Annotated in this window: 14 protein-coding genes; 6 read left to right on the top strand and 8 right to left on the bottom strand. The window is 40.0% G+C overall.

Annotated elements, in window-relative coordinates; translation table 11 throughout:
* Nucleotides 1-137: 137 nt before the first annotated feature.
* The 4 genes from AL038_RS09020 to AL038_RS09035 all read left to right on the top strand — a co-directional run bounded on the left by AL038_RS09020 (nt 138) and on the right by AL038_RS09035 (nt 7912).
* A complete protein-coding gene (locus AL038_RS09020) occupies nt 138-3029 on the top strand; it encodes a tetratricopeptide repeat protein (protein ID WP_062152003.1) in 2892 nt (963 codons plus the stop codon).
* A 1-nt stretch (nt 3030) separates the two neighbouring features.
* Nucleotides 3031-3954, top strand: a complete 924-nt coding sequence (locus tag AL038_RS09025; RefSeq protein WP_062152006.1) for a retron system putative HNH endonuclease — start codon at nt 3031-3033, stop codon at nt 3952-3954.
* The gene (locus tag AL038_RS09030; RefSeq protein ID WP_062152009.1) at nt 3938-4654 is read left to right on the top strand and encodes an ABC transporter ATP-binding protein; all 717 of its coding nucleotides are present in this window, start codon (nt 3938-3940) and stop codon (nt 4652-4654) included. The genes AL038_RS09025 and AL038_RS09030 overlap by 17 nt, the downstream gene beginning before the upstream one ends.
* Before the next feature lie 135 nt (nt 4655-4789).
* Nucleotides 4790-7912 carry an efflux RND transporter permease subunit gene (locus AL038_RS09035; protein ID WP_062152012.1) on the top strand — a complete coding sequence of 1041 codons (3123 nt, stop codon included), beginning with the start codon at nt 4790-4792 and terminating at the stop codon, nt 7910-7912.
* A gap of 108 nt (nt 7913-8020) precedes the next feature.
* Here the strand turns inward: AL038_RS09035 and AL038_RS09040 are convergent, their stop codons facing one another.
* A complete protein-coding gene (locus AL038_RS09040) occupies nt 8021-8992 on the bottom strand; it encodes an HpcH/HpaI aldolase/citrate lyase family protein (RefSeq protein WP_062152015.1) in 972 nt (323 codons plus the stop codon).
* A 235-nt stretch (nt 8993-9227) separates the two neighbouring features.
* Between AL038_RS09040 and AL038_RS09045 the strand changes: the two genes are divergently transcribed.
* Nucleotides 9228-13262 (top strand): choice-of-anchor D domain-containing protein, encoded by a 4035-nt coding sequence (locus AL038_RS09045; RefSeq protein ID WP_062152017.1) that lies wholly within the window; start codon nt 9228-9230, stop codon nt 13260-13262.
* Nucleotides 13263-13727: 465 nt separating this feature from the next.
* Here AL038_RS09045 and bioB read toward each other — a convergent pair whose 3' ends face one another.
* The 4 genes from bioB to pcnB form a co-directional block, all read right to left on the bottom strand.
* Nucleotides 13728-14696 (bottom strand): biotin synthase BioB, encoded by a 969-nt coding sequence (gene bioB, locus AL038_RS09050; protein WP_062152019.1) that lies wholly within the window; start codon nt 14694-14696, stop codon nt 13728-13730.
* A 93-nt stretch (nt 14697-14789) separates the two neighbouring features.
* Nucleotides 14790-15584: a 3-methyl-2-oxobutanoate hydroxymethyltransferase gene (gene panB, locus AL038_RS09055; RefSeq protein ID WP_062152021.1), complete on the bottom strand. Its 795-nt coding sequence runs from the start codon at nt 15582-15584 to the stop codon at nt 14790-14792.
* Nucleotides 15584-16072 carry a 2-amino-4-hydroxy-6-hydroxymethyldihydropteridine diphosphokinase gene (gene folK / locus AL038_RS09060; protein WP_062152023.1) on the bottom strand — a complete coding sequence of 163 codons (489 nt, stop codon included), beginning with the start codon at nt 16070-16072 and terminating at the stop codon, nt 15584-15586. The genes panB and folK overlap by 1 nt, the downstream gene beginning before the upstream one ends.
* 9 nt (nt 16073-16081) lie before the next feature.
* Complete coding sequence (gene pcnB / locus AL038_RS09065; RefSeq protein ID WP_062152026.1) at nt 16082-17560, bottom strand: polynucleotide adenylyltransferase PcnB; 1479 nt, start codon at nt 17558-17560, stop codon at nt 16082-16084.
* 171 nt (nt 17561-17731) lie between these two features.
* Between pcnB and AL038_RS09070 the strand changes: the two genes are divergently transcribed.
* Nucleotides 17732-18346: a 4Fe-4S single cluster domain-containing protein gene (locus AL038_RS09070; RefSeq protein ID WP_062152029.1), complete on the top strand. Its 615-nt coding sequence runs from the start codon at nt 17732-17734 to the stop codon at nt 18344-18346.
* Here the strand turns inward: AL038_RS09070 and AL038_RS09075 are convergent.
* Genes AL038_RS09075 through AL038_RS09085 form a run of 3 tightly spaced genes read right to left on the bottom strand, consistent with a single transcriptional unit; the run spans nt 18343 to nt 22294 of the window.
* Nucleotides 18343-19473: a glycosyltransferase family 4 protein gene (locus AL038_RS09075; RefSeq protein WP_062152032.1), complete on the bottom strand. Its 1131-nt coding sequence runs from the start codon at nt 19471-19473 to the stop codon at nt 18343-18345. The genes AL038_RS09070 and AL038_RS09075 overlap by 4 nt on opposite strands.
* Before the next feature lie 5 nt (nt 19474-19478).
* The gene (gene asnB, locus AL038_RS09080) at nt 19479-21332 is read right to left on the bottom strand and encodes an asparagine synthase (glutamine-hydrolyzing) (RefSeq protein WP_062152034.1); all 1854 of its coding nucleotides are present in this window, start codon (nt 21330-21332) and stop codon (nt 19479-19481) included.
* A 2-nt stretch (nt 21333-21334) separates the two neighbouring features.
* Nucleotides 21335-22294 (bottom strand): glycosyltransferase family 2 protein, encoded by a 960-nt coding sequence (locus tag AL038_RS09085; RefSeq protein ID WP_062152037.1) that lies wholly within the window; start codon nt 22292-22294, stop codon nt 21335-21337.
* Between the last annotated feature and the right edge of the window lie 18 nt (nt 22295-22312).

Raw genomic sequence — 22312 nt, forward strand, 5'->3', positions numbered from 1 at the left:
TGTCTGCACCAACACCAAAACAAACAATAGATTGTTTATTTAGCCCTTGCGAATAACTACTATTGAAAAATGAATGCAACGCCCGACAACAATACAACTTTGTCGGTTTTTTGTATCTGAAGAATAGAGATAAAAAAATGAATTTTAATAAACGCTTACGTTTAGCAAATGAAAAAGCTGAAGCAGGAGAACACGCGCTAAATACAGCTAACTATCAACAAGCAGTTGATAATTTTTTAGAGGCTTCGGAACTATTTAAGGGCATAAAAGGACAAGAACAAAGTTATACAAGCTGTTTAGTCAATGCTGCAAATGCCTTGGATAATTTAGGAAATTATACAAAAGCAGAAACCTTATTAAATAAAGCCATTCCAATTCAAAAGAAAATATTAGGCTCGGAACATCCTGATATGGCCACGAGTCTAGGAATTCTCGCAATTATTTATCAAGCCCAAGGCGACTATGCCAAGTCGATAGAATTTAACGAAAAAGCCTTAACCATTTTTGAAAAGCACTTTGGTTCGCAACATCCTGATACGGCTGGTAGCCTTAATAACCTCGCCACTATTTATCAAGCCCAAGGCGATTATGCCAAGGCGATAGAATTTAACGAAAAAGCCTTAGCCATTTTCGAAAAGCACTTCGGTTCGCAACATCCTGATGTGGCTTCTAGCTTTAATAATCTCGCTACTATTTATTCAGACCAAGGCGATTATGCCAAGGCGACAGAATTTCACGAAAAAGCCTTAGCCATTCGCGAAAAGCTCTTCGGTTCGCAACATCCTGATGTGGCTTCTAGCCTTAATAATCTCGCCACTATTTATCAAGCCCAAGGCGATTATGCCAAAGCAAACGAGTTTTATGATAAAGCGTTAGCCATTTGGCGAAATAAATTTGGTAATGAACATGTTGCTATTGCTACAGGGTTAAATAATCTTGCTGAATCCTATCGAAAACAGGGAAAGCACGCAGAAGCAAAACAGTTGCATCAGCAAGCACTTGCAATACGAGAGGGTAAACTGGGTTTTGAGCATCCGAAAACAACACAAAGTTTAATAAATCTCGCAGAAACTATTAGCACAGAAACAGATAACACGGGCATTTTTTCTGTTATTAATCAGTTACATAAAACTATTTTACAATTTCTATTACAAAAGCGTGAAAACAATCCGCAATTATTTTTTACTCTGCGCACACATCATAATGATGAACAAGGGCGACTTTCTAAAGGTTATTGGTTTTTAGGAGAAGAAGAATTTTTATATTTTTCTTTCTGGAAAGGCATTGATAGCACCAATCAAATGCCAACTATTGCTATCGAAATCGATTTAGAACAACAACTCACAATTACTTTTAATGGCAATGATTCCCATGAAAAAACTGATTTTTTACAAGATATAACGCAATTGCTCGACGGGTTTATTCAATCAACTGATGGAAAACAGTGGAAAAAAACTTACTCGCAAGATTGGCAAAGTGCTTTAGACGCATTTTTAATCGATAAAACCCAAATTGATGACTATTTAGCCTTTAAAGGTAATCAAATAGCCGATTTTAGTTTTATTCCTGAAACTGAGTTTTTACAGGCTTTAAAATTTACGACTTTATTACGTCAAAAATTAGAAAGTGCTGAAATAAAAACTTTAACCGAAATCGGTAAGCCGTTAAAACTGCATTCTTTACAATTAGAAAATATCGGACATTTTGAAAGCCTTGGCATTGACTTAAGCAGACAAGTTACGATTTTTATTGGTGAAAACGGTAGCGGTAAATCAACAATTTTAAAAGCGATTGCGCTGGCTTTATCAGGTATTGCAGGAACATTAGATACTGAACTTGTTCAAGATTATTTACGCATTTTAAAAACAGAGTTTGATGGTACAAAACAATTTTGTAACAGTGGTTCTATTTACTTAAATTTACAAATTAATGCTGTACAAAGTCAGATAATTGAATTTAATCAAACAGAATTGCGGGGCGTAACTGTAAAAACCTTTGTTGATAATGAGGATGAATGGTTATTGTCCAGTGAAAACCGCTTTATTGACTTAGTATTAGGTTTTCCACAAGGCAAGAAACGCGCTCAAAAGTCAGTGGGGAAAATTGTCGAACCGAATTTAAACGATGTGATTGATTTAATAGAAGACCGCGACATTGCAAACTGGAAAAATGATTTAGTAGAATGGATAGTTGCTTTATATCGTCAACCTGATGCCAAAATCCGCGAAGATAATTTATTACAAATCAATTGGTTTTTTGATATTTTCTCTAAAATTATTTCTGACACTGATGCAAACGCCATTCGCTTAAAAAGTGCCGTTCACGACCCTGCAACAGGGAAAAAAGACATTATTATCTGCACCCCCGACATGCCCGATGGGATTTCTTTAGATTTGCTCAGTAAAGGCTATACCAATATTTTCATCTGGGTAGGTCGCTTAGTCATGCGCTTATACAGTGCCTTAGCAGCTCATCAAACCGCATATAAAAACGATAAAAACTCCTTTTTACGCAATCAAAACACACGCGGAAAACGTTACCAAGCAAACACAATTGAAGAGTTACATGGAATTGTATTAATTGATGAAATTGATACTTATTATCTGCATCTAAATTGGCAACGGAATATTTTACGGGTTTTAACTGAAACATTCCCTTGTTTGCAGTTTGTTGTTACGAGTCATTCTGTAATCGGTCTATCCTCTTTGAAAAACAAGGATAATTATTTTATTTATCGGGCAGTCAAAGAAACAAAGCAAGTCGTATTTGTTGAAATTGACCCGACAAAAGAAAATCCATACGGCGCGGATTTAAATACAATTGCCGATGATTTTATGGGAGTTCCAGAAAGAGAACCCGAAATAAAAGATAAATTGGAAACCTTACGCAGTGCAATTGCTAGAAAACAGATTGAAGAAGCAGACAATTTAATTTCTGAATTAGAAGCTGAAATTAATCCAGAAGATGAAGAATTAAATAAATTAAAAAGCCGATTAGATGCTAAAAAATTAATTGTCAGCAAAAAATAATATGATTCCAATTAAAAAACTAAATATCACTATTACACAAACAGATGTTGCTGATTCTGAACTTTTAACGAATTGGCAACAGTCAATACATCGAGAAATCGAAGGAAATAGTGCATTTAAAAACGCACAACTTGCGAATGCTAATGGTGAATCTTTATGGAAAATTGGCGGACTTGATAAAGAATCTTTAAAAAAACAGCTTTATCAAGAACAAAAGGGGCTTTGCTGTTATTGTGGGACTCAATTAAAACTGGATGAGTTGATAATAGAGCATTTAAACCCTAAAAGCTTATTTCCTGCAATGACTTTTGATTATTCAAATCTTTACGCATCATGCAAAGGGGGAAAAGGCGATACACCATTATATTTACCTTATGAAACAACAAGAAAGGTGGTTGCAGAACAATATAATGTTGATACGCAAAAGGTCATTGTTCCACGTTATCTCCATTTAAAAGAAACAGATATAATCCCAGCTAAAACGGAAATTAAGATAAAATACAACCCCAATGAATTATTTTGTGATACGCATAAAAAGAATGAAAAAATCACAATTCAACCTATTTTAGTAAATGGCTGGATACGTAATGCACACCAACCAAAACATGATTATGAAGTATTCAGCTGTGAAAATCGGGTTTCTTATTTAGAAGATGGCACTATTTTAATAGATGAAAATGAATGCAATGAAACGATTCGAATATTAAATTTGAATGCAAAAAAACTAAAAGAATCCCGTATTAAAACATTTGAGAATGTAGAAGAATTTACTGATTCTTTAGAAGAAGAAACAGATTCAGAAGAAATTGATTTAGTTTCACTGATTAATGGAGAAATTAATAAAATTGAGAATATGCCAGAACAGCCCGCTTTTGCTTTTGTAACAACGCACTTTTTACGTCAAAAACTTGCAGAGGTATCCTAAAATTCTCCCCCTTCTTTATGCCGAATCCATAGCCCTAGAACGGGGTTTACGTGAACAACGTAAAATTATTTTACGGGGTGGTTCTACTTGCTCCTTAATTTTACGGATGGGCGAGTTAGTCCATTTAATGGGTGCGTCAGGTTGTGGTAAAAGTAGCTTGTTGTGGGCGTTGGCGCGGATGCGTCCCATTACTGAGGGTAAGTTATTTTTAAATGGCATGTTATATCAAGATGTTCCCGTACATCATTGGCGAGCTGAAATTGCATTGTTACCACAAAAAAATGTGATGATGTCGGGAACAGTAGAAGATAACTTATTATATCCCTTTAGAAACTTTCAAATTCAACAAGAAAGATTACTCGCCCGACAAGAATATGTACCAACACCACCCGATTTACGCCTTGCTATACAACGGGTTGGTTTGCAAGATGTTGCGTTAGAGCGTGATGCGTCTTCTTTATCAGGGGGACAGCAAAACCGTCTTGCTTTAGTGCGGGTGTTGCTTACAAAACCACAAGTGTTATTAGCAGATGAACCTACCGCAGGCTTAGATGATAAATCTGCTAAGTTAGTGATTGATAATTTACATCATTTTTGTGAAACAGGCGGGGCAGTTATTCTCACTAGCCATGTTCATCATCATTTATTGCAGGCAAGAAAAATAGTGCTTGAAGGACATGGCTTGTTTCAAATGAGTTAAGAATGCCATCAAAACACGATGGATATTATTTTTACGCTACATTTTGTTATTTTTCCAATATACTTTAAGCCAGTTACAGCATAGATGCGTTTGTCTGTGTTGCCAAAATTTTAAGCTATAAAGGAATCTTCCCTTATGAATGCCCTTATCGACGCGGCGATTTATAATAAGCGCGTTGTCTTGTTACTATTGGCTTTTATTCTTATTTCTGGCACATCCGCCTATATCAATATCCCTAAAGAATCTGACCCTGATGTTGCGATTCCTATCATTTACGTTTCTTTGTCGCATGAAGGCATTTCGCCTGAAGATGCAGAGCGTTTGTTAGTGCGTCCAATAGAGAAGGAGTTGCGTACTATTGAAGGGGTTAAGGAAATGACCGCGACAGCAGGCGAAGGTCATGCTTCGGTAATGTTGGAATTCGACGCGGGGTTTAATAGTGAGCAAGCCTTGCGTGATGTGCAGCAAAAAGTGGATATTGCTAAGGCAAAATTGCCTAGTGAAACTGAAGAACCTACTGTTAATGAGGTAAATGTTGCGTTATTTCCTATTCTCGTCGTGACGTTAGCGGGTGATGTGCCAGAACGGGCGTTATTGCGTATGGCGCGCCAGTTAAAAGATGCAATTGAATCCGTGCCTTCCGTATTAGAGGTTGATATTACAGGGGATAGAGAAGAAGTATTAGAGGTGATTATCGACCCGTTGCACGTAGAAAGTTATAACCTGAATTATGCTGAGGTGTTAGCGTTATTTCAGCGGAATAATCAATTGATTGCCGCTGGTGCATTGGATACAGGACAAGGGCGGTTTAATGTTAAAATTCCCGGTGTATTTGAAACCTTGCAAGATATTAGTAGCTTACCGATAAAAGTTGATGGGCAACGTGTTATTACTTTAGGTGATGTGGCGGAAATCCATCGCACGTTTAAAGACCCTACGTCTTATGCGCGGGTAAATGGTAAACCTGCGTTAGCGTTAGAAATTAAAAAACGGGTCGGTACTAATATTATTGATACTATTGAGCAAGTGCGTTCAGTGGTAGAAGCAGAAAAACAAGATTTTCCTGCTACGGTGCAAATTAATTTTATTCAAGACCGTTCTACTGATGTACGTAACATTTTGGCAGATTTACAAAATAATGTTTTAACGGCTGTTTTATTGGTTGCTATTGTTGTTTTAGCTGCGTTGGGTTTACGTACTGCAACATTGGTCGTTATTTCTATTCCCGGTTCTTTTTTATTAGGTATTTTAATTATTTATTATTTAGGGCTGACCATGAATATCGTGGTTTTATTCAGCCTTATTTTATCGTCAGGAATGTTGGTTGATGGTGCGATTGTTGTCACGGAATATGCCGACCGCCGTTTAATGGAAGGAATGCCTCGCGCTCAAGCCTATGGGTTGGCCGCAAAACGCATGGCAATTCCAGTTATTACTTCTACGCTTACAACCTTAGCCGTGTTTTTTCCTCTGTTGTTTTGGCCCGGTGTCGTTGGCGAATTTATGAAGTATTTGCCAATTACGGTTATTGCAACATTAAGCGCGTCGTTGATTGTCGCTTTATTATTCATGCCTGCATTGGGTGCATTGATTGGTAAGGCAAATAGCACACCATTGCCCAATCATGATAATGCCCCGTTAGAGAGCATACGCGGAATAACGGGTTTTTATATTCATGTGTTAGGATTTTTGCTAAAACACCCGTTAAAAGTCTTATTTCTTGCATTGTGTACCTTAGTTGGCACTTATATGCTTTATGGTGCTTATGGTAAAGGGGTGGAATTTTTCCCTGAAGTAGAACCTGAACAAGCGGTTGTTCATGTTCGGACGCGGGGTGATTTGTCCGTAGAAGAGCGGGATAAATTGGTGAAAGAGGTGGAAGCCCGTATTTTAAATATGCATGAATTTGCAAATATTTATGCAAGTAGTGGGGTACTTAGTCGCAATGATACCCCTGAAGATACGATAGGCGTGATTCAGTTGGAGCTTGTCGACTGGAAATTACGTCGTCCTGCGGAGGCAATTTTTACAGAGATTCGTCAACGCACCAAAGATTTAGCAGGTATTGTGATTGAAGTACGCAAACCCCCTTCAGGGCCGGGCGACAGTAAACCGATTCAACTACAAGTCAGTGCGCAATATCCTGAGTTGCTTATTCCCGCGACGAAACAAATAGTAGATAAATTAAAAACTTTAGAGGGCTTGGTGGATATTGAAGACAATCGCCCTTTGCCCGGTATTGATTGGAAATTGTTGGTTGACCGCGAACAAGCTAGCCGTTTTGGTGCGGATATTCTAACGGTTGGGAATGGTATTCAATTAGTTACCAATGGCATTAAAGTTGGTGAATATCGCCCTGATGATGCGGATGAAGAATTGGATATTCGCGTCCGCTATCCGACGGAAAACCGTAGCGTTGATGAGCTTGACCAGTTACGCATCAGTACCGCTTCGGGTTTAGTACCGATTAGTCTATTTGTAGAACGTCAAGCCCAAGCCCAAGTTGGGACGCTCAAACGTAGCGATGAAAAGCGTGTGCTAACTATTAAATCGGCGGTTGCAGAAGGGGTGTTGGTGAATGATAAGTTAAACGAAATCCGCGCAGGATTGGCAGAAGGACAAGCAGACCCCCGCATTAAAGTGACGTTTAAAGGTGAAGAGGAAGACCAGCGTGAAACCCAAGCCTTTTTAGGTAATGCGTTTTTTGTGGCGATTTTTCTGGTGACATTGATTTTAGTTGCGCAATTTAATAACTTTTATCAAACAGGTTTAATTCTGAGTGCGATTATTTTCTCAACCGTTGGCGTACTACTTGGCTTGCTGATTACGCAACAACCGTTTGGTGTGGTTATGTGTGGGATTGGGATTATTGCGTTAGCGGGGATTGTGGTAAATAACAATATTATTTTGATTGATACGTTTAACGTGTTACGACAAGAGGGGTATTTGCTAAGAGAGGCGATTCTTCGCACCTGCGCCCAACGGTTACGCCCCGTATTTTTGACTACATTTACAACGATTTTAGGCTTAATTCCTATGGTTTTCGCGATAAATATTGATTTTATCACCCGCGATATAACCTTTGGCGCACCCTCTACGCAATGGTGGACGCAACTTTCAACGGCGATTGCAGGCGGTTTAACTTTTGCGACCTTATTAACGTTGGTGCTTACACCTTGCTTATTAATGTTAGGACAAGGAAAAAAGCAGTCTGTAGCAAAGATAATACCTGTAGAAGGCGTAGTAAATCACGTGTAAAAACAGCACGGACACCACCGCGTTGAGCGGTGGTATCCGTTTCTAACACTTGTCATTGAAAAGCAACATAAAACCCTAAAGCGATAATTAGCGTCTTTATCCTGTTGCTTACATCCCGATTGTTTTCGCTTTTTGAATCAAATTTTCTGCCATTTTGATACTGGCGACATCTATTAAGCGTCCATCCAAACTCACCGCACCTTTTCCTTCTTTTTGTGCTTGTGCCATCGCTTCTAAAATACGCTTTGCCTTGGTAACTTCTGCTTCGGATGGACTAAAAACCGCATTAGCTAAGGCAACTTGAGAGGGATGAATTGCCCATTTGCCTTCGTAGCCAAGAATCGCGGCGCGTTTGGCGGCAGCGGTGTAACCATCTGGGTCGCTAAAATCGCCAAAAGGACCATCAATAGGACGTAAGCCATAAGCACGACAGGCAACAACCATGCGGGCTTGTGCGTAATGCCACATGTCGTTCCAATGGAAATCACGGCTACCATCGTTTGCTTTATCTGTTAATACACCATATTCGGGGTGCGCGCCACCAATGACGGTTGTCCGCGCGCGGGTGGAGGCGGCATAGTCGGCAACACCAAAGCTCATGGCTTCTAGGCGTTTGCTGGCTTGGGCGATGGCTTCAACGTTTGCCATGCCTAATGCGGTTTCTATGAGAATTTCAAAACCAATGCGTTTGGTGCGTTTTTTGGCGTTTTCAATTTGGGTTACTAGCATGTCGAGCGCGTATAAGTCTGCAGGTACACCAACTTTAGGGATTAATAGCATGTCTAAACGCGGGCAATTTTCGACGATGTCTATAACATCTTTATACATGTAGTGGGTATCTAAACCATTAATCCGCACGAGCATGGTTTTTTTGCCCCAATCTATATCGTTGAGTGCGGCAACAACATTACTACGGGCTTTTTCTTTTTCGTCAGGGGCGATGGAGTCTTCTAGGTCTAAAAAAATGCAGTCCACATCCGATTGGGCAGATTTTTCGAAAAAAGCGGGATTTGAACCCGGTACGGCTAATTCTGAGCGTTGGAGGCGAGGGGTAGCTTGTTCAATAATAGTTGCACTCATGTAGCATTTTCCTTTGGTCAAAAGCGGTCAGTATATAAAGGATGTGAGGGAAAATTAATGGCTTTTTCTTAGGTTTATTGGTTATATTTATTTATCTATCTAGTTATAAAAGATAATTTTTTCATATTCGTTGTGTAGTATAGCGGTAATAGGTAATGAAAAGCATACTTTTTCGGTGTGCTGTTCTCTATACTTAAACGTAATTCATAGACCATTGGATATAGGAATCAAGCAAATGTGTGTCGATAAAATATTAAAATATATGAAGTGGTTACTGATTCGTCCCTTATGTTATGGCATGTTAGTGGGGTTGAGTTTTATCAGCCATGCGCAGGCGAGTCCATTATTAGTCACCAATACCGCAGATAGTGGTAGCGGTTCATTGCGTCAAGCTATCATTGATGCAAATGCAACATTAGGAATTGATACCATTAATTTTAATATTTCAGGGGGAACGTTACCACATACGATTGTGTTGTTATCAGCATTACCGACAATTACTGATTTTGTATTTATTGATGGGACATCCGAGCCAGATTTTATCACGGCGGGTACACCCGTTATTCGTTTGGATGGGATAAGTGCGGGGGCTGGGAGTAGCGGTTTAGTGATAACAGCAGGGGCTTCTACAATCAGCAATTTGATAATAGAAAACTTTGATCAACAGGGTATTATATTATCGTCAGGCGGTGGAAATACTATTATCTCTTGTTATATCGGGGTTGATGGACATGGTTTAGGATTTCGTCCAAATGCGGGAAATGGCATTTTAATCAGTGATTCCTCTTTAAATGTTATACAGGAAAGTTTAATTGCAGCAAATAGTAAAGAGGGTATTGCGGTAACAGGCACGTCAAAAAATAATGAGTTTAAAAGAAATTCTATTTATGCTAATAGGTTATTAGATATTGATTTAGATGCGGATGGTGTAACCAGTAATGATGTGAATGATGGAGATAGTGGCGTAAATGGGTTGCAAAATTTTCCTGTGTTAGCGTATGCCTATAATAATCAAATTATTGGTTCATTAAATAGTACAAATGCAACGAGTTTTCGGCTTGAATTTTTTGCCAATCCATCCGCAAATGTTCACACTTCAGGGCATGGTGGCGGAACACGTTATTTAGGCGGAATGACCGTCAGCACAATCAATAATGTAGCTGATTTTACATTTAATTATGTCCCCGTCGCGGGACACCCCTATATTTCTGCAACGGCAACCAATTTAAGCACCGTAGAAACATCAGAATATTCACTTACTATTTTAGAAAGCCAGCCTGTTTATACCAGCCAGCCTTTACCGGGCGCATCATTGACTTTTAGCAGTCCTGTCAATATCACAAGTTCAGTCACCACATTAACAATCACTGATGACAGTAATGTTCCATTAAGCGTTACGCTATCTACACCGACAGGCACAAATGCCAGTGATTTTACGGTGTTACCATTGGGACATAATGTTTTATTACCCAGCGCAAGTCTTGATGTCAATATCAGATGCACGCCATCTGCGGTTGGTTTACGCACGGCAATATTAACGGTTTTGAGTGATGACCCAAATAAACCAAGTGTTGATTATCCTTTAGAATGTACAGGAACAGTGGCAAGTGTTGCGGGTTTTGCTTCAACACCTGCCCCGAATACCACACTAGAACTCATTAGCCCCGTTGGTACACCAAGCATAGCAACCATCAGCGTCACTGAAACAGGCAATGCCGATTTACTGGTAACAGTTGACCCATTAGTGACAACCAGCCCTAGCGATTTTACCTTAATGAATGGCGCGGGAAGTTTTACCGTTGTGGATGGTGGGAGTCCATTATTAATCCCTGTTCGTTGCATACCTAGCACGGCAAGCACAGAAAGTGCAACCCTGACATTAAGAACCAATTCTCCAACACAACCCATTGCAACCTATATCATTAATTGCACAGGCACCGCCTTGCCACAAGCAGGTTTTGCTTCAACGCCTGCCCCGAATACCACACTAGAACTCATTAGCACCGTTGGTACACCAAGCATAGCAACCATCAGCGTCGCTGAAACAGGCAATGCAGATTTACTGGTAACAGTTGACCCATTAGTGACAGCCAGCCCTAGCGATTTTACCTTAATGAATGGCGCGGGAAGTTTTACCGTTGCGGATGGTGGGAGTCCATTATTAATCCCTGTTCGTTGCATACCTAGCACGGCAAGTACAGAAAGTGCAACCCTGACATTAAGAACCAATTCCCCAACACAACCCATTGCAACCTATACCATTAATTGCACAGGCACCGCCCTGCCACAAGCAGGTTTTGCTTCAACGCCTGCCCCGAATACCACACTAGAACTCATTAGCCCCGTTGGTACACCAACGACAACAACAATTACCATTTTAGAAACGGGCAACGCCGCTTTAACCGTGACAGTCGACCCGCTAATCGGCACAAATACCAGCAGTTTCAGCTTATTGAGTGGCACGGGCGATTTTATCATTGCAGACGGTGGTAATCCCTTAATGATTTCTATTCGTTGTTTACCCAGTGTCGCTGGAACAGAAAGTGTCACGCTAGCATTAAAAACCAATGCACCGACGCAACTAACGGCTAGTTATACCATTGTTTGCACAGGCACAACTGTTCCTGTAACTCCAATACCTGTTGACCCAACGCCAGATGATGGTAATCGCGCACCTACTGATATTACTTTATCTAATAGCTTGTTATTAAAGCAAGATGCTGTCGGAACCGTTGTTGGCACACTCAGCACGACAGACCCAAATCCAACCGACACCCATACTTATTTACTAATGAATGATAACAATGGTCGTTTTGGCTTATTGGGAAATCAACTAATAACTAAACAACTTTTTGAAACGGTTAATACCAGTTATTCAATTAGCATCACCAGTGTAGATAACAAAGGCTTATCCTTTACTAAACAATTTTTGCTAACCGTTTCAGGTGCGGAAATCACAGGCTTAATTCAAACGGCATTAGGCGACACAGGCGAGCAAATCAGCATAGATGCACCTGAAACAATTACCGTTACAGGATTGATTAAACCTGATAGCCGTCACGTTGGCGTATTTGCAGATATTATTGTAACTTACTATTGGGAAGCACCTAATAATATAAATAACTTAACAATTCCGATTACTTTAGCCAAAAATACCGCCTTAAATAAAGAAATACCGCTGACATTATTTACAGGAAACTTAGCCTTTTTAGCGGGGGAATTTCGCGTTAAATTGGGCTATCGTTTTGGCAGTACCTTGATTGAAAACGAAATAATAACGCTCACCGTCAATACCAATCGTCAACCAACGGCACTACAGTTAAGTAACACATCGGTCAGCGAATACAGCGCGCGTGGAACAACAATAGGCACAATTAGCGCGGTTGACCCTGATAAACAAGACCAATTTCACTACGTACTCTTAAATAATGATGAAGGTCGTTTTATATTGCAAGATAATGTATTGCAAGTAAATAATGGTTATTTATTGCAAGCGGATGATACACATCATTATCAAGTTGCGGTACGGGCAATGGATATTGCGGGCAAATACATAGACCAAGATTTTACCCTGCAAATTACACAAACCGAGAATTTACCTTTAAACCTACAATTAACCCGACAAACCATTGCAGAAAACAGTTTAAATGGTTCAATCATCGGACGCTTCACCACGCAACAACAAAAAGCAGATACCTATCATTACCGCCTGATAGACGATGCAGAAGGGCGTTTCCAAATCATTCAAGACTTACTCATTGTTGCAGATACCCAAAAAATTGATTATGAAACGGCAACACAACACACCATCATCGTAGAAACCCAAGCGGATACAAGCGGAACGGTATCAGAAAAAGAGTTTACCATCACGGTGTTAAATCATCATGACTTAAAAGTACAAGGACAAGTCATTACAAACCCTGACAATGATGAACGTACTATCCAACTGCGTTTACAACCTGATACCCAAGATATAGGCAAAACTGTCGGTTTAATCGTGGTAGGTGCATATATACAATCAGGCTATTTAGTAGATTTATTTAATTTAACGCCCACTACATGGCAAGTATGGGACAGAGATTTGGCTAGCCTAGAAACCTTACAACAGGTCACATTAGTAGAAGGTCAAACGATAACGGTATGGCAAGGGGCATTAACTGATTTTAATGATGGTTCACTGGCGATTTATGCAGGGTATTACATAACAGACACGACAACAGGGGAACAAACCCTCGTTTATGACCCACAAGCGTTTGTTATTTCATTTTAAACACGGTTAATTTACCGCTTTAGATTTGTCCGAATGAGAATCGCCACACAGAAAGACAAGGAGGTCTTTCTGATGTGTTGGCGTTCTATCATAGACAGGGAAGAGAAGAAGAGAAAAGGTTATAACTTGATTTAATCGATTTTCTGCATAAATCTATTTGATATTGCTCGTTACCAAGCTCTGCTTGGTAATGCCTGCCTTGCAAGCTCCGCTTGCCGAGTACAAGCGGACTTAAGCGCGGGGCGTTCAAGTACCAGCCAAGCAGAGCTTGGCGAATAGGCACTACCAAGTGAAACTTGGTAACGAGCAATAATTTGATTTAATAGATTTTCTGCATAAATCTATTTGATATTACAGGTTGCTACCCGTTCTTAGACAGGTATGCTCTAATAGCACATTATATTAATATATACAATAAGTTAAGTATCAACGTAATGTATCTAATATGTCCTATCGCACCGAAAATTATTGTACGGTCTGAATGCCTAAGCGTTCAAATAAACGGACATCATGTTGAGCGGTTGGGTTTTCCGTCGTTAATAACTTATCACCATAAAAAATCGAGTTTGCACCCGCAAAGAAACACAAGGCTTGTAACGCATCATCCATTTCTGTACGTCCTGCTGACAAGCGGATATAAGAAGCAGGCATTAATAACCGCGCAGTAGCAATACAACGGATAAAATCAAATGGGTCTATCGCTTGAGCATCGGCTAATGGTGTGCCTTCAATTTTAATTAGTTGATTTATTGGCACACTTTCAGGATGTTGATTAAGATTTGCTAACGTCATCAGCATTGCCGCACGGTCTTTTACACTTTCCCCCATGCCAATAATACCGCCACAACACACTTTTATATCTGCTAATCGCACGTTTTCTAATGTTTCTAAACGGTCTTGATAAGTACGTGTAGTGATAATTTGTTCATAATATTCAGGTGAGGTGTCCAGATTGTGGTTGTAATAATCTAAGCCCGCGTCTTTTAGCACTTGCGCTTGTTCTGCGGATAACATGCCCAAGGTTAAACAGGTTTCCATATTTAAGGCTTTGACTGCGCGCACGATTTCGACAACTTTATCTAAATCTTTAGCTTTAGGACTTCGCCATGCAGCCCCCATACAGAAACGAGTTGCCCCTTGTGTTTTAGCATGTTGTGCCGCATCCAAAACACTGGCAATGTCCATTAATGGAGCGGCTTCAACACTTGTTTCGTAGCGCGCACTTTGGGGACAGTAAGCACAATCTTCAGGACATGCACCCGTTTTAATATTTAGTAATGCACTTAGTTGTATTTGATTGGGGTCAAAATAGGCGCGGTGCGCTAATTGGGCTTGAAACAGTAAATCATTCAGCGGTTGATTAAAGATGTCAATAATTTCTGAGAGTTGCCAATCATGCCGAATGGCAGTTTTTTGAATAAGGGGTATTTGCATTGCAGATGTAGTCGAGTAGGAAAAAAGTGAATTCGGATATTTATTGCAAGGGCGAAGGCATTCGCCCTGTTTGAACGGGTTGGCGTATTATTGTTATGTAAATGTTTGTTCTATGGTTGGAAATGCTTTACTTTTAACTGCTTGCGTGTAGGCTTGAACAGCCGCTTGGATGGAATACTGTTCTGTCAGAAAGTTTTTAGAAAATGAAGGGGGTTTTACCGTTAAACCCAACATGTCATATAACACCAGAATTTGTCCGTCACATTCAGCACCCGCTCCAATACCGATGACAGGTATGTGTAAGGCTTGGGTGATTTCTGCTGCTAATTTACCCGGTATGCACTCTACCAATAACATTGATGCCCCTGCTGCTTGTAAGGCGAGAGCATCTTGACGCAATCGTTCTGCATCGCTGTTGGCGCGACCTTGTACCACATAACCACCCAGTTGATGAACGGATTGGGGCATGAGTCCTAAATGAGCGCATACAGGAATTCCTCGTTCTGTGAGGAGTTTAACCGTATCAACTAGCCAATTTCCCCCTTCCAGTTTTACCACTTGGGCATAGCCTTCGCGCATTAAGCGTGCTGCATTGTGTAAGGCTGTATCGGGTGTTGCGTAACTCATAAATGGCATGTCGACCATTAAGAGCATGTTGTCACTACCACGATGTACTTGTTGAGCATGATAAATCATTTCTTCAATAGAAACAGGGAGTGTGCTTTCATGCCCTTGAATCACCATTCCCAAAGAATCGCCAACCAATACCAATTCAATGCCCGCTTCTTCTATCAGATGGGCAAAGCTCGCATCATAAGCGGTTAGAGAAGCAAACTTTTCGCCTTGGCGTTTAAGTTTGCGAAAGTGATTAAGTGATAAACGTGGCATCAGTTTTCTATCCTATATAAGCCATCCATCGGACAGTGTTGTAGTAATATTTCTAGGGGTGTTCCATCGGGTAATATTAATGCGGGTTCGCATTCATACAAGGGGTATAGTACAAATGCCCGTTGTGTCAGTCCGATATGTGGCAAACACAAACGCGGGTCTGTGGATTGTAGTGCGTCATAAAGAAGGATGTCTAAATCCAACGTGCGTGCGCCCCATCGCTCCCCTCTCACTCGTCCTTGTTGATTTTCTATCGCTTGCAAGTGTTCTAGGAGAATATATGGGGGGAGTTGTGTCTCTAAAACGGCTACGGCGTTAATATAATCGGGTTGTAGCATATTAGCGAGCGGTTTGCTTTGATACAGTCCAGATTGTTTACGCAATTGTGTTTGCGGTAACGTAGCGAGAGATTGAAAGGCCTGATGTATTTGTTTAACTGGTTCGGCAAGATTACTGCCTAACCCGATATAAGCGATACTATTCACCATAATGACCCACTAGGATTCGCTTTGCGATGCGTCGTTTCTACGCCGATAAGGACGACGTTTCCTGCGATTATGATGCGGTTGTTTATGAATGGCGGGATGCGTCGGTGGTGTTGATATTATTAATGTTTCTTCTATTTCAGCAATAACGGGTGTATTCTCTTCAGGCACACGCGCCACAACTTCTGTGGTCAATGCCTGCGTCCACCATTCTGCCCCTTCACGCGCTTCCGCGTCTAAAAATGCCCGCAATAAGAGGAAATCATAAGCGGCCCGAAAACGGGGATGTTCCATTAATAATAGGCGTTTACGCTTATTTTTTCGTTGTAACAAACGTGGTTGCATTAACCAAATTTCTTGCATAATCACACTAATACGTTTAGGAATAGCAACTTGTTTAACTTGTTTATTCATCACTCGTTGCATTGCATTAATCAGACAATCTTGTTCACTCGCCCCTTCTTCACGGTGAAAAGGTAAGACTTTGAGAATAGGCGACCAGAGCAACGCGGCGAATAAAAAGGCAGGATTAACGGATTGCTGTTTAGCAACTCGCTCATCTGTATTTTTTAATACTTGTTCGACCATCGTCAAGACATTGGGATTTTCTAGAATGCACTCATGTGTTTGACGAAATAAATGTTCAAATAAACCGTATTGTCGTAAATAGCGGAAAGATTTTAAACCATGTCCACTTAAAAACAGTTTTAAAACTTCATCATGCAAACGTGCAGAAGGTACATCGGCTAATAAACCACCCAGTTGTGGAATGGGTTCAGCCGTATAGTTTTCAATCGTAAAACCCAATTTTGCCGCAAACCGCACCGCCCGCAACATACGCACAGGGTCTTCTTGATAACGTAACATCGGGTCGCCGATTAAACGCACAATACCCGCTTGTAAATCTGCCATGCCATTGGCGTAGTCTAAAATGGCAAAATCATTTATGTCATAATACAAAGCGTTAAAAGTAAAATCTCGACGATTCGCGTCTTCATCAACGGTTGTACCATACACATTATCACGCACAATTCTTCCGTCTTCTATCACCCGTTCATTGCCATTCACTTTGCCACCATGGCTTGCTCTAAAGGTAGCGACTTCAACAATTTCTTGTCCAAAATACACATGCGCGAGTACAAAGCGACGACCAATTAAACGGCAATTGCGAAAAACGTTTTTAACTTGTTCAGGTAAGGCATTAGTAACAATATCAAAATCTTTTGGTTGTTTACCTAAAAGAACATCACGAACACCACCACCCACAATATAAGCCTGAAAACCAGCACTTTGTAATTGATACAACACTTTTAGGGCAGATTTACTAATATTTTTACGAGAAAGGGCGTGTTCTGCACGTGAAATACGTAAAGGAACAGGCTTTTGCGTATCTATAATAGATGACAACGCCGTCTGCGGTTGCACCTCAGAAGGTTCAAAAGATTTTAATATTTTTTTTATGCCATCAACCAAGCGTTTATAAGGAGTCATCGTTTTCCTTGATGAGAATTAAGCACTACTATTTTACATTAATACCATTACCTAAAACATTATATGCTTTTGTGGACGGTTTGAAAGGTGGAAATGACGTAACTCGTCAGTCTTACGCACATCTTGATATTGGTAATACTACATTTATATGAATGAATTTACACTAATTTTATGGCAAGCTTACAACTCTACGCACTTATCCCCCAAACCCATGTTTTAGGCCCTTTCACCCGTTTTGCCTTATGGGTACAAGGCTGTCCATTCCGTTGTCATGACTGCATGACACCTGATGCGTTGCGTGTGGATGGCGGAACATCTGTGGAAATTACAGAATTAGCTCAACAAATTCTAAACACTCCCACGATTGAAGGGATTACTCTATCAGGTGGTGAACCCTTTGCACAAAGTGCTGAGTTACTAGAATTAATTCATCAAATTAAACGGGTTAAGTCATTAGGAATTATTGTTTATTCAGGCTATACCCTAGAACAATTACAAAAAATGGCTAAAAAACATCCCGCTGTTGCAGGCTTATTAGACCAAATAGATGTATTAATTGATGGTTTATATATTGCAGAACAAAACGATGGCTTGAGTTTGCGGGGTTCAAAAAACCAACAAATCCACGCACTGACTCCACGATATGCGGCACTCATTGCTGAATATTATGCGCAATCTCAACGCGCTGTTGAAATGCACTTATTAGCCGATACCGTTATGCTGGTTGGTATTCCGGGAATAAATTTATTATCAACATGGCAAACACAGATTAAAAAACAATCTTAGCTTTTATTAACAAATAATTGCACATACTGCTTTGCAACTTGTTCCCATGAAAAATGTTCCATAACCCATTGTCTGCCTGCATCCCCTAATACCTTTGTTTGCTGTCGATTTGTTATGAGATATTTAAGCGTTGTTTGTATCTCATCATTATTTTGCAATGCCAACAAATACCCTGTTTCCCCATGACGTACAACCGACTCATGTCCTGTTACTTGACTAGCAACAATTGCAAGCCCTGATGCCATTGCCTCCAACAACACATTAGGCATTCCTTCATATAAAGAAAAACTTAATAAGCAATCTGCCTGTTGATAACAAGCACGTAATATTGTCTTATCTAACCAACCATGCCAAATTAACACATCATCAAGTTGCAACTGTTGTGCATAGGCTTGTAATGCTGTCTTCTGGTATCCATCACCAACTAAATGACAACAAAAGGCTAATGTCGTCGTATCGCGTAATTTTTTTAACTGCTTTAATAAAAAGAATAAATTTTTCTGTTCCTGAAAACGTCCAACGAATAAAAATTGAAAAATTGGGTTTTCATGCGGAATAGGGAAAAAAAAGTGGGTATCTACACCATTAGCTATTATTTGGGTCTGGAAGGGGTCAGCTTTTTGCGCGACTTGTTGTAAGCCAATAGAGTTAGCAACAATGGCTATTGCTTGTTTTAAAATTACACGGCGTAACGGTTGCAATATGCGGTGTATCCACATAATACGCGGCTCTAAACCGGGAACATCGCCCCCCCGTAATGACACAATGTAAGGTGTTTTATACAAAAGCTTAGCCCATAGACCCAATGGGCCACAAGGAATTGAAAAATAAACAATAATTCCTTGAATATTCTGTTTCTTTAACAAACGGGGCAAAACCATCATTGCGGATAAAACAAAAGAAAATTGCTCAAACAAACTAGAACGACTGACTTGATGACGGAAAGCTAAACAACGATAAATAAATACACCCTGTTCTTCTGACCAACCACGTAATTCTTGGAAACAACTGGTTAAAACAGTAACCTGATGCCCTTGCTTAGCCAACTCATGGGCGGTATTCCACGTTGCAGTTGCCGCTCCACCGCCAATAGGCGGAAACTCGTAATTTATCAATAGTAAATTCATATTTTCTAAAAAGACTTAGATTCACTCCAACGACTTAATAACGATAGATTCCATAAAAACGCCCGATTATCAACCGTATTGCATCTATGTTCATGAATTTTTTCTTGAATAAAAGGACTATGTAACAGGGGAAATGTTGTCGGTATTGTTAGTTTCCCTTGTGCTAACCATTTCCCAATGGGTACACCAAAACCTTTTTTACTGCGATATAAAATCTCGTTGGGCAATATACCTTCCAATGCCTTTTTTAATAAGTATTTCGTCTGTCCATGACGGAATTTATAATCACTGGGAATTTGACGGATAAAATTAACCAAATCAATATCTAAAAATGGACAGCGTCCTTCTAAAGAAACCATCATGCTAGCGCGATCTAGCTTTACGAGAATATCATCTTGTAAATATAACTTTGTATAAAACTGCAATGTTTTATCAACTAAATTATCCTGTTGACATGCATCCCACTGTATTATTGCTTCAGAATATAAATTTTCTAAATCAATCGGTTCTTGAAATAAATCGTTGAGTTCTTGAGGGTCTAATGTTGCCATCCACACAGGCGACCAGAGCGATGGGGGATAGCTTAAACCGCGTAATGTCCGCTTAATTTTAAAATCTACGCTCATATTACGGTGAGAAACAGGCAACCGCGCGAAAAGCAAACGAATTCCCTGATGAAGCGGTTTAGGGATAAACTTTTGATAAAGTGTTGCCCAGCGTAACGCACGAAAGGGGTCATAACCTGCAAAAAGTTCGTCGCTACCATCGCCCCCCAATGCGACCGTCACCGTTTGCCGTGCGAAACGACAAAGCAAATAAGTTGGCAATAATGAGCTATCCCCCATCGGTTCATCTAACTTATCGATAATACTGGGTAATAAAGTTTGCGCTTTATCCAACGATAGCACATCTAAATGATGTTGCGTGCCTAAATAACTTGCAACTTGTTGTGCATACTTAGATTCATCAAAATCTGCTTCTGTAAATCCAATGCTGAACGTATTGAGTTTATCGCGGTCAACATGCCGACGTGCAAAAGCCGCAACCGCAGAGGAATCCACCCCGCCACTGAGAAAAATCCCCAACGGAACATCTGCCATTAAACGTATTTTAACAGCATTATCCAGCAATTCGCGCAACTGTTCTGCCCATACAATGTCGGGGTTAGAAGGAATAGTTGTAAAGGGTTCTAGCACAAAATCCCAATATTTTTGAATGTTACAATGCTGTGTTTGCAGGTTATAAATGAGGGAATGCCCAGCAGGCAGCTTATAAATATTTTTATAAAGTGTGTGTGGTGCAGGAATATAACCGTAGGCAAAATATTTTTGTAATGCTAAGGGAAAAAGAGTAGGAGTTACTGCGGGATGTGCTGTAATTGCTTGTAATTCTGAAGCAAATACAAATAAATCTTTTTGACAGGTATAAAAAAACGGTTTTTCCCCGAAACGGTCACGACTGCAAAAAATCACTTGTTGTTTACGGTCATACAATACAAACGACCACATCCCATTTAACTTGTTTGGTAGTTCCGTACCCCATTCTCGATAACCATGTAATAACACCTCGGTATCTGAATGGTCGGTAACAAAAACGTGTCCTTTACATTGCAGTTGTTGGCGTAGGGCAATATGGTTATAAATTTCCCCATTAAAAACAATTACTAAATCTTTATCGCTAGTCAACATGGGTTGTTGCCCTCCTGAGAGGTCAACTATAGCCAATCGTCGATGTCCTAAAAAAACCGTCTGTTCATGCCATAACCCTTCAGCATCGGGTCCACGATGTTGCAATCGATGGGTTAAACTGCGTAAATCTGCAATTGTCCCCGTACCAATAAAACCTGCTATGCCACACATAATTATGGTTTATCTGCTGTAATGTTGAAGCGGGTTCTAATACTATATGTTGGTTTATCTTGCGATTCATAATAAGTACGCATTAATAATTCACCAATTAATCCAAAAAAGATAGATTGCACACCAACGATGAAAAACATGGCAGACATTAACAATAAGGGACTGGTTACTAAGGACTGTGCATAAAAAAACTTATCTAGTAACAGATAGATAAGTAGCAAAAAACTGCCAACAATAAATCCTGCCCCAATACTGCCAAATAGATAAATGGGTTTTTGCCCATATTTGCTTAAAAATTTAACTGTAAATAAATCTAAAATAACCTTAAAAATTCGTTCTAAACCATATTTAGACTGTCCAAAGCGACGCGGATTATGATTAACTGGTATTTCCGCAATGCGTGCGCCAACTTGTGCAGCATAAGCAGGCAAAAAGCGGTGCATTTCACCATACAAGCGATAACCCTGTAAAACCTCTTTACGATAGGCTTTTAAGGTACAACCATAGTCATGCAACCGTACACCCGTTACTTTGGAAATTAGCCAATTTGCCATGTTTGAAGGTAATGTCCGTGTCAACCATGCGTCTTGCCGATTCGCACGCCACCCACTGACCAAATCATAGCCTTCATCTAATTTGTTTAATATCATTGGAATATCAGCAGGATCGTTTTGTAAATCAGCATCCATAAAAATAATCACATCACCCGTCGCATGGTCAATACCCGCAGCAATTGCGGCAGTTTGCCCATGATTACATGTAAATTGAATGACTTTTATGAATGCGTTGTTCTGTGCAAGAGCGGTTAAAACCGCAAAACTTTGGTCTTGGCTACCATCATCAACATAAATAATTTCATAAGGATAAGAAAGTTGAGCAAGCGTTTTCGCAATTTTTTCTTGAAGTAATGGGATATTTTCGGCTTCGTTATAAACAGGAATGATAAGAGAAAGTGAGTGCATAATTCTTTATATAACCAG

The sequence above is a fragment of the Beggiatoa leptomitoformis genome (assembly GCF_001305575.3).
Lineage (GTDB): Bacteria > Pseudomonadota > Gammaproteobacteria > Beggiatoales > Beggiatoaceae > Beggiatoa > Beggiatoa leptomitoformis.

Bases quoted from the DNA above. Each gene is read 5' to 3' on its own strand.
- AL038_RS09020 (WP_062152003.1), top strand. From the start codon at position 138: ATGAATTTTAATAAACGCTTACGTTTAGCAAATGAAAAAGCTGAAGCA.
- AL038_RS09025 (WP_062152006.1), top strand. From the start codon at position 3,031: ATGATTCCAATTAAAAAACTAAATATCACTATTACACAAACAGATGTT.
- AL038_RS09035 (WP_062152012.1), top strand. From the start codon at position 4,790: ATGAATGCCCTTATCGACGCGGCGATTTATAATAAGCGCGTTGTCTTG.
- AL038_RS09040 (WP_062152015.1), bottom strand. From the start codon at position 8,992: ATGAGTGCAACTATTATTGAACAAGCTACCCCTCGCCTCCAACGCTCA.
- AL038_RS09045 (WP_062152017.1), top strand. From the start codon at position 9,228: ATGTGTGTCGATAAAATATTAAAATATATGAAGTGGTTACTGATTCGT.
- bioB (WP_062152019.1), bottom strand. From the start codon at position 14,696: ATGCAAATACCCCTTATTCAAAAAACTGCCATTCGGCATGATTGGCAA.
- panB (WP_062152021.1), bottom strand. From the start codon at position 15,584: ATGCCACGTTTATCACTTAATCACTTTCGCAAACTTAAACGCCAAGGC.
- folK (WP_062152023.1), bottom strand. From the start codon at position 16,072: ATGGTGAATAGTATCGCTTATATCGGGTTAGGCAGTAATCTTGCCGAA.
- pcnB (WP_062152026.1), bottom strand. From the start codon at position 17,560: ATGACTCCTTATAAACGCTTGGTTGATGGCATAAAAAAAATATTAAAA.
- AL038_RS09070 (WP_062152029.1), top strand. From the start codon at position 17,732: ATGGCAAGCTTACAACTCTACGCACTTATCCCCCAAACCCATGTTTTA.
- AL038_RS09075 (WP_062152032.1), bottom strand. From the start codon at position 19,473: ATGAATTTACTATTGATAAATTACGAGTTTCCGCCTATTGGCGGTGGA.
- asnB (WP_062152034.1), bottom strand. From the start codon at position 21,332: ATGTGTGGCATAGCAGGTTTTATTGGTACGGGGACAATTGCAGATTTA.
- AL038_RS09085 (WP_062152037.1), bottom strand. From the start codon at position 22,294: ATGCACTCACTTTCTCTTATCATTCCTGTTTATAACGAAGCCGAAAAT.